Annotated in this window: 15 protein-coding genes, 3 pseudogenes and 1 other annotated feature; of the genes and pseudogenes, 5 read left to right on the forward strand and 13 right to left on the reverse strand. The window is 65.1% G+C overall.

What is annotated here, in order from left to right:
* Positions 1-160: 160 nt before the first annotated feature.
* From O2W15_RS11095 to O2W15_RS11115, 5 genes are all read right to left on the reverse strand, one after another.
* Entirely contained in the window at positions 161-1,357 is a 1,197-nt protein-coding gene (locus tag O2W15_RS11095) for a Bcr/CflA family efflux MFS transporter (RefSeq protein ID WP_269179459.1), read from the reverse strand.
* Complete coding sequence (locus tag O2W15_RS11100; RefSeq protein ID WP_269179460.1) at positions 1,350-2,663, reverse strand: glutamine synthetase family protein; 1,314 nt, start codon at positions 2,661-2,663, stop codon at positions 1,350-1,352. The genes O2W15_RS11095 and O2W15_RS11100 overlap by 8 nt, the downstream gene beginning before the upstream one ends.
* A 135-nt stretch (positions 2,664-2,798) precedes the next feature.
* Complete coding sequence (locus tag O2W15_RS11105; protein WP_442928879.1) at positions 2,799-3,605, reverse strand: amino acid ABC transporter ATP-binding protein; 807 nt, start codon at positions 3,603-3,605, stop codon at positions 2,799-2,801.
* Between the two features lie 5 nt (positions 3,606-3,610).
* Positions 3,611-4,477: an amino acid ABC transporter permease gene (locus O2W15_RS11110; protein WP_269179461.1), complete on the reverse strand. Its 867-nt coding sequence runs from the start codon at positions 4,475-4,477 to the stop codon at positions 3,611-3,613.
* A gap of 87 nt (positions 4,478-4,564) precedes the next feature.
* A complete protein-coding gene (locus O2W15_RS11115; RefSeq protein WP_269179462.1) occupies positions 4,565-5,536 on the reverse strand; it encodes a transporter substrate-binding domain-containing protein in 972 nt (323 codons plus the stop codon).
* Positions 5,537-5,939: 403 nt separating this feature from the next.
* On the opposite strand from O2W15_RS11115, the gene O2W15_RS11120 reads away from it, so the two are divergent.
* The 4 genes and pseudogenes from O2W15_RS11120 to O2W15_RS24030 all read left to right on the forward strand — a co-directional run.
* Positions 5,940-6,251 (forward strand): transposase, encoded by a 312-nt coding sequence (locus O2W15_RS11120; protein ID WP_269179463.1) that lies wholly within the window; start codon positions 5,940-5,942, stop codon positions 6,249-6,251.
* Positions 6,212-6,324 (forward strand) — a sequence feature (AL1L pseudoknot). Its footprint overlaps the gene before it by 40 nt.
* Positions 6,325-6,404: 80 nt before the next feature.
* Positions 6,405-6,530 (forward strand): annotated as a pseudogene (locus O2W15_RS24020) (IS3 family transposase); the annotation flags it as partial.
* 98 nt (positions 6,531-6,628) lie between these two features.
* A pseudogene (locus O2W15_RS24025) lies at positions 6,629-6,829 on the forward strand (DDE-type integrase/transposase/recombinase); the annotation flags it as partial.
* Between the two features lie 75 nt (positions 6,830-6,904).
* Positions 6,905-7,143: pseudogene (locus O2W15_RS24030) on the forward strand (hypothetical protein); the annotation flags it as partial.
* A 21-nt stretch (positions 7,144-7,164) separates the two neighbouring features.
* On the opposite strand, the gene O2W15_RS11130 reads toward O2W15_RS24030, so the two are convergent.
* From O2W15_RS11130 to O2W15_RS11165, 8 genes are all read right to left on the reverse strand, one after another.
* Positions 7,165-7,734 carry a helix-turn-helix domain-containing protein gene (locus tag O2W15_RS11130; protein WP_269179464.1) on the reverse strand — a complete coding sequence of 190 codons (570 nt, stop codon included), beginning with the start codon at positions 7,732-7,734 and terminating at the stop codon, positions 7,165-7,167.
* 869 nt (positions 7,735-8,603) lie between these two features.
* The gene (locus O2W15_RS11135) at positions 8,604-9,362 is read right to left on the reverse strand and encodes a creatininase family protein (protein ID WP_269179465.1); all 759 of its coding nucleotides are present in this window, start codon (positions 9,360-9,362) and stop codon (positions 8,604-8,606) included.
* A gap of 529 nt (positions 9,363-9,891) precedes the next feature.
* Complete coding sequence (locus tag O2W15_RS11140) at positions 9,892-11,172, reverse strand: NAD(P)/FAD-dependent oxidoreductase (RefSeq protein WP_269179466.1); 1,281 nt, start codon at positions 11,170-11,172, stop codon at positions 9,892-9,894.
* Positions 11,173-11,369: 197 nt separating this feature from the next.
* A complete protein-coding gene (locus O2W15_RS11145; RefSeq protein WP_269179467.1) occupies positions 11,370-12,113 on the reverse strand; it encodes an HpcH/HpaI aldolase family protein in 744 nt (247 codons plus the stop codon).
* Entirely contained in the window at positions 12,110-12,727 is a 618-nt protein-coding gene (locus tag O2W15_RS11150; protein ID WP_269179468.1) for a VOC family protein, read from the reverse strand. Before O2W15_RS11150 ends, O2W15_RS11145 begins: the two co-directional genes overlap by 4 nt.
* Positions 12,724-13,113, reverse strand: coding sequence for a cupin domain-containing protein (locus O2W15_RS11155; RefSeq protein ID WP_269179469.1), 390 nt, complete (start codon positions 13,111-13,113; stop codon positions 12,724-12,726). The genes O2W15_RS11150 and O2W15_RS11155 overlap by 4 nt, the downstream gene beginning before the upstream one ends.
* Positions 13,114-13,115: 2 nt before the next feature.
* Positions 13,116-13,973, reverse strand: a complete 858-nt coding sequence (locus O2W15_RS11160) for a fumarylacetoacetate hydrolase family protein (protein ID WP_269179470.1) — start codon at positions 13,971-13,973, stop codon at positions 13,116-13,118.
* A 36-nt stretch (positions 13,974-14,009) separates the two neighbouring features.
* Positions 14,010-15,386, reverse strand: coding sequence for a pyridoxal phosphate-dependent decarboxylase family protein (locus O2W15_RS11165; protein WP_269179471.1), 1,377 nt, complete (start codon positions 15,384-15,386; stop codon positions 14,010-14,012).
* 614 nt (positions 15,387-16,000) lie between these two features.
* Here O2W15_RS11165 and O2W15_RS11170 point away from each other — a divergent pair.
* Positions 16,001-16,747 carry a gamma-glutamyl-gamma-aminobutyrate hydrolase family protein gene (locus O2W15_RS11170; protein ID WP_269179472.1) on the forward strand — a complete coding sequence of 249 codons (747 nt, stop codon included), beginning with the start codon at positions 16,001-16,003 and terminating at the stop codon, positions 16,745-16,747.

Consider the following 16,747-nt stretch of genomic DNA (forward strand, 5'->3'; position numbering starts at 1 on the left):
GAGGGGCCCTCGGGATTCGTGCACTGGGGTCGCCTTCACCAGTGCAACTCCTCGTCCTCCTCTGACGGTATGGGCCCGATCGCATCGACACTCCCTGACCAGGCATTCCGATCAGCGCACCTGTCGAGCCGGCGAGACGAATACCCGCACAGGACCGGACTCAAGAACGCTGGGTCAGCACCGATTCACGCATATAGCGCACATGAGCCCCGCAGCCAGCCGCCGACAGCCCCAACATGACGCACGCCGCCACCAACGGTGAAGGATGCGGTAAGAACGCAAGGGGTACGAGAACCAGCGACGATCCGAATTGCACGACACCGAGGATCCCGCTCGCGGTTCCAGCCAGAGCGGGTCGCCGAGAGAGGGCTACGGCCGTTGCGTTGGGAAGCACCAGCCCAAGCGGTGCAATGCACCCAGCAAACGCCAGCTCGACGAACAAGAACGGTAGGGGCAACGACAGTGCGAGTACTAGCAGACAGCTTGAGAGCATCGAGAGCACCAAGCCGGCGACAATGATGGTCGCTGGTTGGACGACACCTGACAGGCGCCGTGACACGGTTGAGCACGCCACCGCACCGAGAGACCATGCGGCAAATGACAACGCGTAATGAGTTGCCGACAGCCCGAAGGTCTCCTGCAACAGGAATGGCGTTTGAGCAAGCACCAGGAACAGAACCCCACTGACCGCCGCTATGGCCGCGAGGCTGACTCGGAACACTCCGTCACTCAGTAGCGTCTGGAGGCCTCGCGTTGGGCGAGGGGCGTCGTTCGCGTTGTGCAGCGCGGGCTCCGGCAGGACCATCCAGGACAACACAAAGGTCACGACACCAAGTCCTGCGACGGCCCAGAAGATCACCGGCCACGGCCCGATCCTCAGAATCGCGCCGCCAAGGACGGGCGCTAGTACCGGGACGATCCCACTGACCATGGCGAGGAAGGAGAACACTGATGTAGCCGCACTACGTCCCGCTACATCTTGGACGTAGGCGCGCGACACTGCGGCACCAATGGCCCCCGCGACGCCATGGAAGAATCGGGCCACCACGAGGATCATGACCGAGGGCACCACCGTGCAAACCGCTGCCAGGATCGCGAACGCCAGACTCCCGAAGAGCAGGAGGCGGCGACGCCCGAATCTGTCACTGAGCACACCCGTCACCAGCTGGCCTCCGGAGAAGCCGAGCAGGAAAGAGTACAGGGTCAGCTGGGTCGATCCCGTAGAGGCATTCAAGTCGTGCGCGATGCTCGGGAGGGCCGGGAGGTAGAGGTCGATACCGATCGGCCCTCCGGAAGCGAGGAGAGCGAGTGCAACGAGCTGGCGGCCGGATAGCTCCGATCGCGGCCTGTCAGGCATGGATGCCGTATAGGTCTCGCTCCCAGTCGGTGACGTGGTTGTGGAACGCGGCTATCTCGCGTCGCTTCAGCGCCGCGTAGACGCCGACGAACTCCTCACCGAACCCCGCTTTCATGACCTCGCTCCCCTCGAACGCCTGTATGGCCTCCTCCAAGCTGGAGGGCAGGGCCCCTCCGTCCCGCGTGGGTCGCATCTCATTGGTGATTCCGCTGCGCATCGCGTGCAGCGCCGCAGCGAACAGCAGGTGCGGCGACGCGCTTGCATCTCCGCAACGGAGCTCGATCCGCGTACCCGCACCCATGTCCGGCGGGATCCTGATGAACGCCCGACGGTCGTCCTTACCCCATGAGCCGTTCCTGGGGCTGAGGCCTTCACCCGTCAGCCGCTTATAGGAGTTGACAGTTGGCGCCGCGACGGCCATGAGCTCAGGAGCGTGAGTCTGCAGGCCGGCAATAGCGGCCAGTGCTGTGTTCGACAGCTCATCGCCATCCTTGGCGAAAGCATTGGTCTCACCATCCCAGAGCGAGACATGGATGTGGAGCCCGTTACCTTCCAAGCCACTCCTGGGCTTCGCCATGAAATTCGCGTTCAGACCTTCGATCGATGCGAGGTCCTTGACAGCGCATTTGAGCAGGAATGCCTTGTCGGCCGCCGCCAGAACGTCGTCATGATGCAAGTTGATCTCGAACTGTCCTGGCGAGAACTCCCGCGACAGCACGGTGACACCGATGTCGAAGTCGATGAGCGCCCGATGCATGCGGCCGACCACGCCTCGCGGGTCGGTCACACGGTCCACGGTGTACGAACTCCCCCGCTTGGAGTACGGCTGCCCATCTGCCTGCTCGAACAGGTAGAACTCTGGCTCACCAGCCGCAATGGCCCGGAGGCTCGTGTCCGCCAACAGCTGCTCACCAGCAGACTTCAGTTGGGTCCGTACGCACAGCGGCGACGGGCCGTCCTTCTCCCACAAGCTCGAGAGCAACCAGGCGCAGTCAGGTTCCCAGTTGGGAAACCTCACTGTGGTCGCATCGACTCTGGCGTGGACGTCCGGGTGGGACGCGAGCTGAGGGAAGTCCTGGGCGTCCAGCGGAATTCCCATGAGGTCCTCCGCCATCGCCATCTTGGAGTAGGCGAGCGCCCCGTTCAGGCTGTTTCCGCGCTCGATCGGAATTTGTTTGGCCCGCTGCCGGCCGAACAGATCCGGGTGTATGGCTCGGAGGACTCCGATGCCACGGTCTGTGAGTGAGGCGAGTCCCTCGCCGGTAAGTCGCTCACTGTCGGCGGATGTCGTCTTCTGTACGTCCATGCAACACTTCTTCGCTTCTCGGGGAGCGCGTGAGCGTCCCTGCCGGTTCATGACGGTTGGAGTCCTGCGTGACGGCCTGACCAGTCTTGTGTTGGCCATCAGGGCCGCACCGGGCGACGCCGGGCTATGACCTCTTCAGAGCACTGCCGCCAAGAAGGCCCGAGTCCGCTCGTGCCTCGGATTGTCGATTACCTCCTGAGGCGGGCCCACCTCCACGACGCGGCCGGCATCCATGAACACGATCCGATCAGCCACCTTGCGGGCGAAGCCCATCTCGTGCGTCACCACGATCATGGTCATGTCGCCTGACTTCGCCAGATCGTTGATGACTGCGAGGACCTCCCCCACGAGTTCCGGGTCGAGGGCACTGGTTGGCTCGTCGAAGAGCATCAGCTTCGGATCCATCGCCAGAGCTCGGGCGATTCCGACTCGTTGCTGCTGCCCGCCCGACAGCTGCGACGGGTAGTGGCCTTCCTTGCCCTTGAGGCCAACACGCTCCAGCAGCTCGTAGGCGCGATCCCGCGCAGCGGCCTTGCTCTTCTTCCGGACGATGACCGGAGCCAAGCTGACATTCTCCGCCGCCGTCAGGTGGGGGAAGAGATTGAAGCTCTGGAACACCATCCCGATGTCCAGACGCTTCCGACACGCTTCCTTCTCCCGAAACTCGTACAGCTTGTCGTTGGCCTCTCGATAGCCGACGAGCTCATCGCTGACCCAGATGCGACCGCGGTTCACTTCTTCGAGGTGGTTGATGCAGCGGAGAAGCGTGCTCTTCCCTGACCCTGAAGGGCCGATGAAGCAGACCGTCTCACCAGACTTCACGTCGAGACTGATGTCGAAGAGCACGGGCTGGTCACCGTAGGACTTGCTCACATGCTCGAACTTGACGGTCGCGCCCCACGCACTGTTTGGCATGTTGGTCCTCGACTTGTCCTCACTCAACGCGGTCACTTCTCTGCCGTCTTTCGCTCGATGAAGTACTGGATGCCGGACCACAGGCTGATGACGAGCAGGTACCAGATCGTTGCGACGATCAGGAGCTCGATCACCTTGTAGTTCACGCCGGATATGCTCTGCGCGATCGTGAGCAGATCACCGCCAGCGATGACAGCGACGAGTGCTGTCGCCTTCACCGTGTTCACGACTTCGTTGCCCAGCGGCGGGATGATGACCCGCATCGCCTGTGGCAGGACGACGTAGCGGAGCGTTTGCATCCCGTTGAGGCCGAGCGCCTTGGCAGCTGCGTACTGCCACCTCTGCACGGAGAGGATCCCTCCGCGGACGATCTCGGCCATGTACGCGGCCGCGACGAGGACCAGGGCGACGACGGAGGCCACGAACGGAGTGAACACTGATTGGACACGGACCGAGTAGAACGTGATGTCGGTGAAGGGCACACCGATCCTCAGTTCCTGGACGAACAGCCCGAGGTTTCCTACCAGGATGAGCAGGACGATCATCGGGATGCCGCGAAAGACGAAGCTGTAGGCCCACGCGATGCCACGTAGGACGCGACTGTCCGAGACTCGCATCACAGCCAGGATGACGGCGAAGATCAACCCGACGGTGATGGAGATCACGGTCAGTTGAAGGGTGACCGAAAGACCCTCGAGGATCGAGCCGTCAACGAGGAAGTCACCAACAATCGACCAGTCGATGTACGGATTCGAGACGAAGCCGTAGCCGATGAGCAGGACAGCCAGCACAGCAACAGCCGCGACGCTGTTCCGGCCGTGGTGCCGCAGTGGTACGACGACCGGGTCGACCGTGTCGCTGTGAACCGTCAGTTCTTCTTGGGACAGGGAAGGGGGCATGTGAGCTTCTTTCGTAAGAATGCGCAGGACTTTGCTAGCTGAAGCAGAGTCGGCCGGTGAGGCCGACTCCGACTTCGTCCTTGACAGTTACTGCTTCTCGCCGGCCGGCGTACCAGTCAGATAGTTGACCATCAACTGGTCAGCATCGAGAATGGCCGTCGAGACACCCTCGTCCTCGAAGATCTGCTGGTAGGTCCCATCCTCGTGAAGCTGCTGAAGCACCTGGGCGACGGTGGTGGACAAGCCTGGCTCGGTCTTGGAGAACACAATGCCGGCTAGACCACTGTCGATGGCCCCCGCGTCGGGGAGCTTGATGGCCTCCACGCCGTCCAAACGGGTCGCGGCATCGGAATTCACCGGGAACGTGTCGATGACCGCATCGATGGCACCCGAGTGCAGGGCGACCTCCTCGCCCTTGGTGTACCCCTGGTACTCGATCGGGGTCTTGTCCGCACAGAACTGCTCGTTGGCGAGCTGTACGTAGCGCTCGAAGATGGAGCCGACACTGCCGCCGATCGTGGCCCCGCACATCGTCGCGAAGGAGGTCACTCCGCTGGGATTGCCCTCCTCGACGAGGACGGACAAGGGCGCGGCGTAGAACGGGATCATGTCGTAGAGCTCAGCTTCGCGCTCCTCGGTCTGTGTGGCTTGACCCCAGACGATGTCGAACGCGCCACTGTCGATCCCCGGGAGCTGCCCAGGGAAGGGAGTGTTGCGCCACTCGACATCCAGACCCAGGCGCTCGCCGATCTCGGCCGCCAGATCGGCGGCGATTCCGTCGGGCTGCGTTGCGTTCGCCGCGCTCGCGTAGATCACCGGCGGGTTGTCGAACGAGCCGGCGATGACCAACGACCCCTGGGACACGATCTCCTCGGGAAGTTGATCGCGAAGTGACTGGTCGACTGTGGCGGCGCCGGACGAGGAAGCACCTCCGGTTGATCCACTCTCCTCGTCGCCGCAGGCGCTGAGAGAGAGGAGGAGGGCGCCCGCAAGGGCCGCCGCCCCTGTCTTCGTGGGGCCCTGCAAGGACCACCGGTCCCGCATCGGGAACACGTTCATAGCTGGTATCCAATCCGTCGGTCGGGATGGGTGTGGACCTCGGCTGCGACCGCGTGAAACCGCTCGACATCCCCCACGTGAGGGTGACGCTGATCACGACGAGGTTCGTATGGTATCCACAGCGGTCGCTTCATGACTACGTGTTCGCCGACTTTTCTCGGGCTCGTCGGATGTCTGCCAAGCGGCTCAGCCACGTGCAGGCAGGTCTGGGAACCGGACAGTGAGGTCGCTCCCCCGGCAGTCGGGCGACCGTGTGGGTACGCCTGCCCTCACCTCGTTACCGGACGAGAGGGCTGCCGCCGGTTCGGTGGGCTCCTTGGCCTGTGCGGCTGCGGTCTCGCCGGAACGATCTGTTCCGCCCCAGGTCTGATGGAGGCTCTCAATCCACGTGAGGATGAGAGTCATGGCGGCACCGAGGAAATACCCCGACGAGCTGCGGGAGCGGGCGATCCGGCTGGCGGTCGACGCGCGGCGTGACCCGGCCACGCGGAGCGGGGCGTTGAAGCGCATCGGCGATCAGCTGGGGACCAACCCCGAGACGCTGCGCAACTGGGTCACCCAGGCCGAGATCGATGAAGGCCACCGGCCCGGCACCACGACAGACGATGCGACGCGGCTGGCGGAGCGGGAGAACCAGGAGCTACGCCGGGCGAACCTGATCTTGAAGAGTGCGTCGGTTTTCTTCGCGGCGGAGCTCGACCGCCCTCAGCGGTGATCGTCGAGTTCATCGACGCCCACCGGACCGAGCACGGGGTCGAGCCGATCTGCGAGGCGCTGCAGATCGCCCGAGCACTTACTACGCACACCGGTCCCGGCCACCGTCGGCGCGGTCGGTGAGCGATGCGGCGACCACCCCGGTGATCGAGCGGTGCATGCGGACAACTTCGGGGTCTACGGCGCCCGCAAGGTCCACGCGCAGCTGCACCGGCAGGGCCACGCCGTGGCTCGGTGCACGGTGGAGCGGCTCATGCGCACGGCCGGGCTCCGCGGCATCACCCGGGCGAAGGGGCCACGGACCACGATCCCCGGCTCGGCCCCAGACACCCGCCCGGACCTGGTTGAACGGGCGTTCACCGCGACGGCCCGGACCAGCTGTGGGTCGCCGACATCACCTACCGCCGGACCTTCACCGGCTGGCTCTACGCCGCCTTCGTCACCGACGTCTACTCCGGCCGGGTGGTCGGCTGGCAACTGTCCCGCAGCTTGCGCACCGACCTGGCACTCGACGCACTCGAGATGGGCATCTGGACCCGCCGCCGAACCGGACGGGACCTCGGCGGGCTGGTCCACCACTCAGACAAGGGCGTTCCGGTCGAATGCCTTCGTCCGGACGATCGAGAGCAACTAACAGATCGGCTCGGTGGGTCGGGTGTCTGCGGGGACAACACGCCCATGGAGTCGTTCTTGGCGCTCCTGCAGAAGAACGTGCTGACCGGCAGCGGTGGCTGACTCGAGAAGGACTACGGCTGGCAATCATCACCTGGACCGAACGGACCTACCACCGCCGTCGCCGGCATCGCCGACTTGGAGGCCCACCCCAGTCGTGTACCAGACACTCAACCTCGCTGGCACCGCGGCCTGACCACCGCACTCGACGAGTCAACTGAATTCGGAACAGTCCCGGATGGTTACTCGGTGAACGCGGCGGCACGGGGGAAGGTATGGACGATCCACACTGACGCGTCAGCAGCCAGAGCCTCCCAGCGATGGAGGCGATCCGCCGGGTACGTCGCGTAGTCGCCCCCTTCGAGGATCTCCTCGTGGCCCACGGGCCCAACTCGGATCGAGCCGCTACGCACGAAGACGTGCTCCCGCGCCCCCGCGCCATGAGAGGTCGACGTCTCTGGGCTGTGGGCCCGGAACGTCTGCACGTGGATCTCCAGCGATCCAGCACCGATCGTCTGGCTCCGAAGCAGCCGGCCATCGGTGGATTGGTCGCTGATGTCCTGTCCCGCTCCTGCCCGCACGATCTCCACCTCCGCGCGGGGCTGCGTGGCGAGGAGCGAGGGAACGGAGACATCGAAGGTCTCGGCAATCGCGATCATCGTGTCCAGTGTGGGATTCGTACGTCCGCGCTCGACCTTGAACAGGGTTGCCTTGGCGACACCGCTGCGCTCGCTGAGTTGAGACAGCGAAAGACCATGGGTCTCGCGCAACCGCTTGACGTTGCCGGCGAGCGACTCTAGGTGGCCGTTCAAGCAAACCTCCGGACGCCGTCCCCTGACCCGCGCTACAGGGGTGGGCCCTGCTGACCCTCTGGATCCTGCCACACGGCACTCGCACCGGTGCAGAGCATCCGTCTTCCGGCCACCTCCGATCATCCGGGCGCCACGACCAAACTGGTCTATCGGGCCAGAGCGTCGGTCCGGCGCGAGGGAAGGGAAACCTGAACCAGGTGTGGCTTGCCGAAGCCCAACACCTGCTCGGAAGTCCTCGTGTCCTCACCGTGCTGCCCGAACAACCGTCCTCCACCGCTGGAAGCTAATCGCCGCTCGGTACCGGTGCCAGCTGGCGGTAGGCTCACGACGCTACGGGTGTCAGGACCTCCTACGACTACGTCCGGACGTGGCCCACCCGCTGCGAACCCGTGGGCGAGGCTAGGCTCGTCGACCGGTCAAACCGCCCGCACACCAGCCCGCGCCGGCCCCCGGCCGAGTTGACGGTGCCGCTCCGCACCGCCTTTCACGTTCTGGTCCACTGCGGGCAGCCCGAACTGACCGCGCTGGACCCGGTGACCGGAGAGGTGATCCGGGCCCCGACGGTGCCTGCGGTTTGCTACGAGCGATCCCACCCCGGCGAGGTGGTGCACATGGACCTCACGAAGCTCGGCCGCATCCCCGACGCTGCTGCCTGGCGCACCCACAGTCGGACAGTCGGGACGATCAGTCGCCATCGCACCACGCTCGTCAGCCACCACGACGTGCAATCGCGCTGTTTCAAAGACCAGGGCCGTATGCACGCCCCAGCCTCATGCTCGCTGTCGGGAGCAGTCGGCCTACACCAGCAGACGACGAGGTCGCTCGTGGACTGTGCGCATCGGTGTCACGTTCCCCGACCACGCCTGGGGTCAACGCATTTCCTGAGCCAGGCCAACGAGACGATCGGCAAGTTGATGCACGATGCCCTCGAGGATCTCACTGCCGTGGTCGGCGGTCGCGGACGCAGGCTGGTCCGTGTAGCCGTCGATCCCCGCCCAGACCTCCCGCCCGTAGATGCCGCGCCCGGGCTGCATCGCCTCATCGGCTGGTCGAGGTTCACGGTCTCCCGCCACGCAGTCTGGCCGGGCCGCGAGCATGAGGGACGTCTCGAACCACCCGGCATGGCCGGGTTGCGGCAGGGTCTCGGCGGCTGAGGCGAACTCCCAGTAGTCCACAGCCGCGATCACGAGGTCGGATCGTGCCGCCGCGTCAGAGGCAGCGGCATGACAAACACCGGTGTTGCCTCCGTGGCCGTTCACGAGCACGATCCGGCGAACGCCGCTCGCGGTCATGCTCAGCATGGCCTCGACCAGCACGTCGATCATCAGCTTCGGACTCAGCGAGATGGTCCCGCCGAAAGGCAGGTGATGTGCCGAACAACCGATACGCAGGAATGGCGCGAAGAGGAAGGGCGCGTCTGCTCGCACACCCACGCGATCCAGCGCCAACTCTACGACGCGCGTCGACAGGGTGATGTCGGTGCCGGTGGGGAGATACGGTCCGTGCTGCTCGATGGCTCCCACTGGGATGACGACCAGCGCCTCTGGCGCCAGGGCAGCGATCTCGTGCCTCTTCAGTTCCTCCCAGCGATGCCAACGCTGCCGACTTTCGCCTGATTGCTTGATCATCCAAGGCACCTCCTCGACCCCCACTGCCTACGTCGGCGGCGGGGAACCCAAGTACGGGAAATCATCGTTTCGTTTCTTCTAGGAAACGATCATAGCTCTGTAGTGACCTGCCGGCAACGGCTCGTCCTCGACCAGTTGGCTCCCCCGTCAAGCGCTGCGACGGACGCGTGCTCTGCCCCGGCAAGCGCCGAGAGCCCGACCCGCAACGCGGATCCCGACGCTCTCAACGCGCCGGTGCCGCAGCGACGGACGGAGTCTCACGAGGAGCACATGAATGGCCTGAAGAGATTGTCCGGGTGGATGATGGAGCGAACAATGGAACCACCTCGACTCGTATCACACCGGTTCGCATCAGAGGGTCAGAACCGTCCGCTGCGACACGATCGTCGTGGTCGTTCGCGCACCTGCCGCCGGAACAGAAGTTCAACCGGTTCGCCAGGAATTGCCGCTCGAGAACGGCCGATGCGTCGACGAACGGGACGACCTCATTTGCCTGGCGGGTCACCACCTGGAAAGAGGTCGAACCCGATCAGCGCGGTGCGTGTGTGTCGTAGGCGCGGAATCCACGGAGTCTCCGAGGGTCTAGGGCGGAGATGTCTGCACTCTTTGCGTCCCCTGCCACGACGATCTGTGCCACCGCCTCGGCTGCGGCTGGCGCGATTCCCATCCCGTGCCCACTCATCCCAGTGAGAACAGCCAGGCCCCCCAGTCCCACCTCGCCGATCACAGGCAGGAAGTCAGCGCTGCTGTCGATGGTTCCTGCCCAAGCGCTCTCGATCTCGACGCCCTCACCGAGGCCTGGCACGAGGCGCCCCAGTTCTCTGCGAGCTCTTGCGACCAGCTTGGGGTTCGCCTCCGGTCGGTCAAGTGGAAGCGCAGCCAGAGGTAGGCGCCGCAGGCTCGACCCGACGTCACCAGCGAGCCGTCTGCCTGCGTGGAGGCGTAGCGTCCGCCAACTCCCGAGGTAGGTGCGAAGGAGCCGCGGTGCCGCGGAGACTTCCTCCCAGCCGACGTCTATGTCGACGTGCTGTCCCAGCCCGAAGTTGATCCGTCCGGACACGTCCTGCCGCATCCCGACGCCGGTCAGGTCCCACACGGTGCTGCGAGTCAGGCGCGGCACGGGCACGGTGCGCACAACGGTGCCGACTCCCGTGTACTGAGGCAGGTGCACACCGTGGCGCCGCAGCAGTCGCGACGACCACATGCCAGCGGCGAGCACGGTGGCACCAGCCCGAATGGTCGCGTCGGGCGTCTGCACGCCGACCACGTTGCCAGCAGCGATGTCCATGGACACCGCGGGAACGTTCTCAAGCAGTTGTACGCCCTCGGACAGCGCGAGGGCGCGAATGGCCTGCATCGCCAAGACAGGATCAAGATGCCCGTCGGTCGGCGTGAAGCCGACCACGCGAACTCCTGCTCCCATCCATGGAAAGCGCTGAGCCGCCGCCCGGGGACCGAACAGCTCGAAGGGGATGCCCTGCTCGCGCGCGATCGGCGCCCATGAGTGGACCGCTGTCTCGGTCGCTGCGTCACGACCGACGGATGCATGACCGCCGCCTGTCCAGCCCAGACGGTCCCCGAGACGGCCGTGCAACTGCCCCCACAGCTCGGTCGAGCGCCGCATGAGGGTGGTCTCGCTGGTGCCGCGGCCTTGTTGGCGGACAAAACCCAGATTGCTACCGGACTGAGCGTTACCCGCCAGACCGGCGTCGAGGACCACGACCGACATCCCTGCCCGTCGCAGTTCCAGTGCGGTGAGCAGACCTAGGACCCCCGCTCCGATGATCACGGCGTCCGCGGAACGCGGCACAAACCGAGGCTCCTGCTCAGAATGCTGCTGGTGGATCCTGGCTGCGGACAATTCATCTCCCTGTAAACGCTGGGACGATCCGTTCTGACCCGGGACGAACCACCCACGAGGCGCCCGCCAGCCCACATCACGCTCGGCCGATCGTTGACGAGGACCCGACCGGGCCCAGATCGGCGCGGACGCCCCGGAGAAGGCGACTAGCGAACCGCGCTCAACATCTCTGCCGCAGCACCGCGCAGCAGCGCTGCATCGCTGCGCATGCTGACGAGATTGAATCCTTGGCTGGCTCGCACGGTCGCCTCGGCAGAGCTGCCCGTCTGGATAGCTGCCACCACCCCGGCTCGGGCGCAGGCGTCAGCCACCGTCCGAATTGCGTTGTCATGGCTCGGTTCGCCGACCTCATAGGCGCTTCCGATACCGAGACTGATCCCGAGGTCGGTCGGTCCGACGAAGACGCCGAGGATGCCATCGACCGCAGCGATCTCGTCAACGTTCTCGACGCCGGCCACCGTCTCGACCATCACGAAGCAGCGCGCGGCGTCGTCGGCCGCCGCCCTGCCGCGAATCGGCCCGAAGCTCCGCGTTCCCCGAGGGGGATACTGCGTGGCCGCGACCATCTGCCTCGCCTGTTCACCCGTCTCGATCATCGGGACAACGACCGCCCAAGCACCCAGGTCCAACGCACGGCCGACCGAAGCAGCATCGGCCGACGGGACGCGCACCAGGGGTGCGGCGCCCACATTCTCGATCGCTCGGGTGAAGGTGGCGACGTCCGCCCAGTCGAGGAGCCCGTGCTGCAGGTCGACGAGCAAGAAGTCAAAGCCCTGTTCGGCCATGATCTCGGCCGCACCCGGTTCTCCGAAGACCGCGAACGTTCCCCACCTTGTCGGTCCATGGCACGCGGATCCGAGCCAGCCGACGACCTGCTCGTCTCGGGTCATAGGCGCGCCTGCTCCTGGAGGATGCGCTTCGCGAGTGCAGCACCCCACTCCGAGACCGGCTGCCCTTCCGGCTGGGAACGGATGTACGCCTCGGTTCGGGCCATGATCGTCTCGTCCGACTCTTCGAGATCGAACGGCTCGGCACAGGGCTGAGCGACGTACCAAGGGGTGTCGACGAAGAACTCGAGCCCGTTGCCCTCGGGGTCACGGACGTACAGGGACCAAGCATTGCCGTGGTCCATCGCCATCTGCCCACACAGGTTCTCCTCGGTCAACCTGCGGTTCAGACGCCGGAGCGCGTCCAGGTCGCGCACGCGGAACGACACCTGGAAGACGTTCGAACCGATGCTGCCGCCCTCCACCGGCGTGGTCTCGATGACGGTGTCGCGTCGGTTCGAGGCGAGGACGAACTGGTGGTGCTCGTTCGGGTCGGTGGTGAGGAAGGCGAGGTCGGTTCCACCTCCCGCGTTGATGTGCCCTTCGTCGGCGATGGTGAGACCGACGACGCGGGTGTAGAAGTCCAGCATCTTCGGGAAGTCCAGGCAGCTCACACCGAAGTGACTGACGCCGATCTTCCGCCCGGCCAGTCCCTGGTCGAGAACGCGGTCGCTCACGGTTCCTCCTTCATTGTCGGGCTACTGGGGGCCGGGTTGGCGCTCCAGACGGTGGTTCCCCACGTGATGGTGAGCAGTGTGGTGTCCAGTCCTGGAGCGGCACCGTGCCAGTGCGACTCGTCGCCCGGAGCCTCGATCAGCGTGCCCGGCTGGAGCACGATGGCACCGTCGCCTTTCGTGCCGACCAAAGCCCGTCCCTCGACCACCCAGAAGAGCTGGCCGCCTGGATGGGAATGCCAATGAGTGGTGGCGCCCTCGAGGAAGCGCACGAGCGCTACGTCCGGCTCGGAATCGTCGGCTGCAGCACGGAGCATCGCCAGCGACACTTCGCCAGAGAAGTTCCCTCCATACGTCCCTGCCGGCATGACGTCCCTGATGACCCGCATGCTCAGCCGACCTTGACAGGGTTCCGCATGCGGCCGACCAGGTCGACTTCGGTCTCGACGATGGATCCGTCCTTGAGCCAGAGTTCAGGGGTTCGCGACTCGCCTACACCGCCGGTGGTGCCGGTCCAGATGTGATCACCGGCGTTGAGGGTGCAGAAGCGAGACAGCCACGCGATCTGCCGCGCCACGGAGAAGATGAAGTCGCTGGACCTGGCGGTCTGGGTGTGAAGACCGTCGACCCAGCCGTCGAGCCCGATGTCATCACGGTCAGGGAACTCATCAGGAGTCACCAGGGACGGCCCGGTCGGACCGAAGGTGTCATAGGACTTCGCCATCGAGAACTGCTTGATGGGCGGACGGAACTGCTCGCCACGGTCCGAGATGTCGTTGCCGGCCATGATGCCAGCCACCACGTCCCACGCGTGGTCCTCGCTGACGGCCTTGCAGGTCCTACCGATGACCACGACGATCTCTGCCTCGAAGTCGATCATGGGGCGACCATGCGGAGCGACGATCGTGTCGAACGGACCGCAGATGCTGGTGGGGAACTTCACCATCACGTGAGGCTCTTCCGGCATCGTCTTCTTCGACTCGATGACGTGCGAGGCATAGTTCAGCGCTAAGGCGATCACCTTTGACGGACGTGGAACAGGGGCCTGCAAGTCCTTCTGGTCCAGCAGCGGCAGCGGCAGCGACTCGGCATCGGCATTCGCAGCCAGTCTCCGGAGTTCGGGGTGGACGTCGAGGTCGGCCAGGGTCATCGGGTCGCTCGAGAGTTGCCCCGCGGATGCCTGTTCGACATCCAGGACGCGGCCCTCGATGAGAACCGAAGCTCGACCCGCCACATTCGCTAGCTTCATCAGTTGATGCCTTCCGTAACTGAGTTCTCTTGTGAATTACAACCGTGCCGCGATGTTCTTGCCGGCAAGCTCCTCGAGCCTGCGATGGATCCCCCGGATGGCGTACTCCGACTCCGGCTTCAGTACGGTGCTCCGCAGGATCCGGCCCTGTTCCCCGTCCAGCGTCACGTCGTGACGCTTGCCCATCGCATCTGCGGTGACGTTGAACGTCGCCAGGTGGATCTGCTCGACGGGGGCGCCGGAGCCGGCCACGACAAAGAGTTCCTGGCTGGCTTCCGCGATCGCTGACAGCGTGGGAAGCCGCGGGAAGTAGCTCACGATGTCGAGTTCTGGAGCCTGATAGGGAACCAGCGAGCGGGACGTGCCCAGCAGCTCATGCCAGGCAAGCGCTCCCCGACGGTTCGCGCGCAGGACCTGTCCCAGTCCCTCATCGGTGAGAGGAAGGACTTCCAGCGTCATCCACAGCGCGGCCGCGGCCGCGCCAGCACGGCTGCACTCGAGTGAGATCTCCCCGAGGTGGAGCTCAGACGAGCTGAAGTAGGTGTACGGCGAGTCGTGAACGTACAAGCGACCGACGGACGGGTCCCGGAAGAGGACCGCACCACACCCGTACGGCTGGAGCCCGTGTTTGTGTGGGTCGACGACGATGCTATCGACATCCGCGAGGGCTCGGAAAGGTCCACTCTCGACGCCGTCCTCGGAGTCGTCGGCGATCAGAGCGTAGAACCCGCCGTACGCCGCGTCCACGTGCACTCGGACGCCATGATGGCGGGCCAGCTCAACGATCTCTGGTAGCGGATCGAGGCTGCCCAGACCGGTGGTCCCCACGGTCGCGACCACTGTGCCGATGTCGCCGGAGGACAGGGCGCGTTCCAACGCGCTCAGGTCCATGCGCCCACGCTCGTCAGTGCTGATCGAGACACCCTCGACGCCGATGAGGGCACACATTCGCGAATGGGTGTAATGCGCATCAGCGCTGTAGGCGACCTTCTTGCCGGGAAGCAACTCGCGGGCGACCCACAACGCTTCGAGGTTGGCGATGGTGCCGCTGCTGGTGAGATGCCCGAGGTGCTGAGGAAGTCCGAACATGACCGCCAGCTTGCTCACGACCTCCTTTTCCATCGCGGCCGTGGCCGGCCCCCCGTCGAGCGCGTGGTTGTTCGGGTTGATCAGCATTGCGGTCATGTAGCCGAGGATCGCAGCGGGATGCGGCGGCTTGAGGATCTGACCCACGTAACGCGGATGGCCATACGGATAGTTGTCGGCAAGACGTTCCACGAGCCGCTCGAAAGCACTGGCGAGCTCCGAATCCGGCACCTCCGTGCTCGGATGCGTCTCGAACTCACCAAATCCGGATTCCCAGGCCTGGATCGCGTCGACTGCCTTGGGCAGCCACTCTCGCAAGTCAGTCATCTCGTTCGTGCACCTCCGTGAGGCCGCTCATGTGGTTGTTCCTCGGGTGATTGCGTCGATCCTGCCTGCGTCGGCGAGAACTCCCGCGACTTTCCGCGCAACACTCATGAACCGCTAGCGCACGATCAGCCACTAGGCGTGCACACCCGCCGCGAACATCAGTTCCGGTGAGCACCGGGTGGCACTGTGACCCGGCATGCGGCAGCTGCGGCGGGCAACTGACTGGGGAAGCAGTGAGGTGGAGACGACGTGAGGCTCATCGACGGAGGCCGTTCCGGGGACCTGATCGCGACCCGCCCGACGAGCAGAGCAGAGGTGCCGGTCCGCTTCGAGGTGATGTCGCCAGCTGACTCCCCCCAGCCCGCACCCGACCTCGACGGCGTTGCGATCTCTGCCTGCAACAGCAGCCCGCGCGCACGGTCCGCACCGCGGGTTCCACTGTGGCGGCGCGTTGACGGGACGTCTGACGGATGCCGGGCGGCAGGTAGGTCGGTCACTCCCATCGCACCGGACGAACGGGGCTGCACCCTCTCGTCTCCCGGGATCTGCGGCCCACGTCGTCGACATGACTGTGATGGGACGGTACGGACGTTCGAAGTGGTGGGGATGGACCGATGACGCGTCCGCTGATCGCCATGGCCCTCGACCGTCGTCTGACGAGTTCCGAGGGATGGCCAGACGAGCTGACCGACGCGCTTTTCGCCCCGTACATAGACCTCATAGAGGCGGCAGGTGGCGTCGCTGTGCTGGCTGCGTCGACCGACGCCACGCTGGCTGAAGCGCATCGCATCGTGGAGCTGGTCGACGGGGTTGTGGTGGCCGGCGGTCGCGATGTCGATGCCCGGACCTACGGGCACGATCCGCATCCGGCGAACGACACCCCTCTCCGCGCCCGAGACCGCCTTGAGATCGCTCTCACGCTCAAGGCCATCGACAGTGGCAAGCCGGTGCTCGGCATCTGCAGGGGCATGCAGATCATCAACGTCGCGCTCGGTGGCACGTTGGAGCAGCACTTGGCCGATCGGGTCGACGAACCAGATATGCACTTGAGTGGGCAGTTCGTCGATCATTACGTGAACACGATCCCCGGCACGCGCGTGTGGCGAGATCTCGGTTCGAGTCTCAACGTCCCTTCCCATCATCACCAGGCAGTCGCAACGCTCGGTAGAGGATTGCGCGCCACCGCGCACGCGGGAGACGGAGTCGTCGAGGCGATCGAATGTACGGATTCCCACTTCATCGTCGGAGTGCAGTGGCACCCGGAGCGCCGACCAGCGTCCACAGGTCTTTCTATTGTCGAGTCCTTTGTCACGGCGTCGCGTCGAACGAGCGCGGTCGTGCACGGCCATCAGGAGGCGTGA

The organism is Modestobacter sp. VKM Ac-2979 (assembly GCF_026967995.1).
Classification (GTDB): Bacteria; Actinomycetota; Actinomycetes; order Mycobacteriales; family Geodermatophilaceae; genus Modestobacter.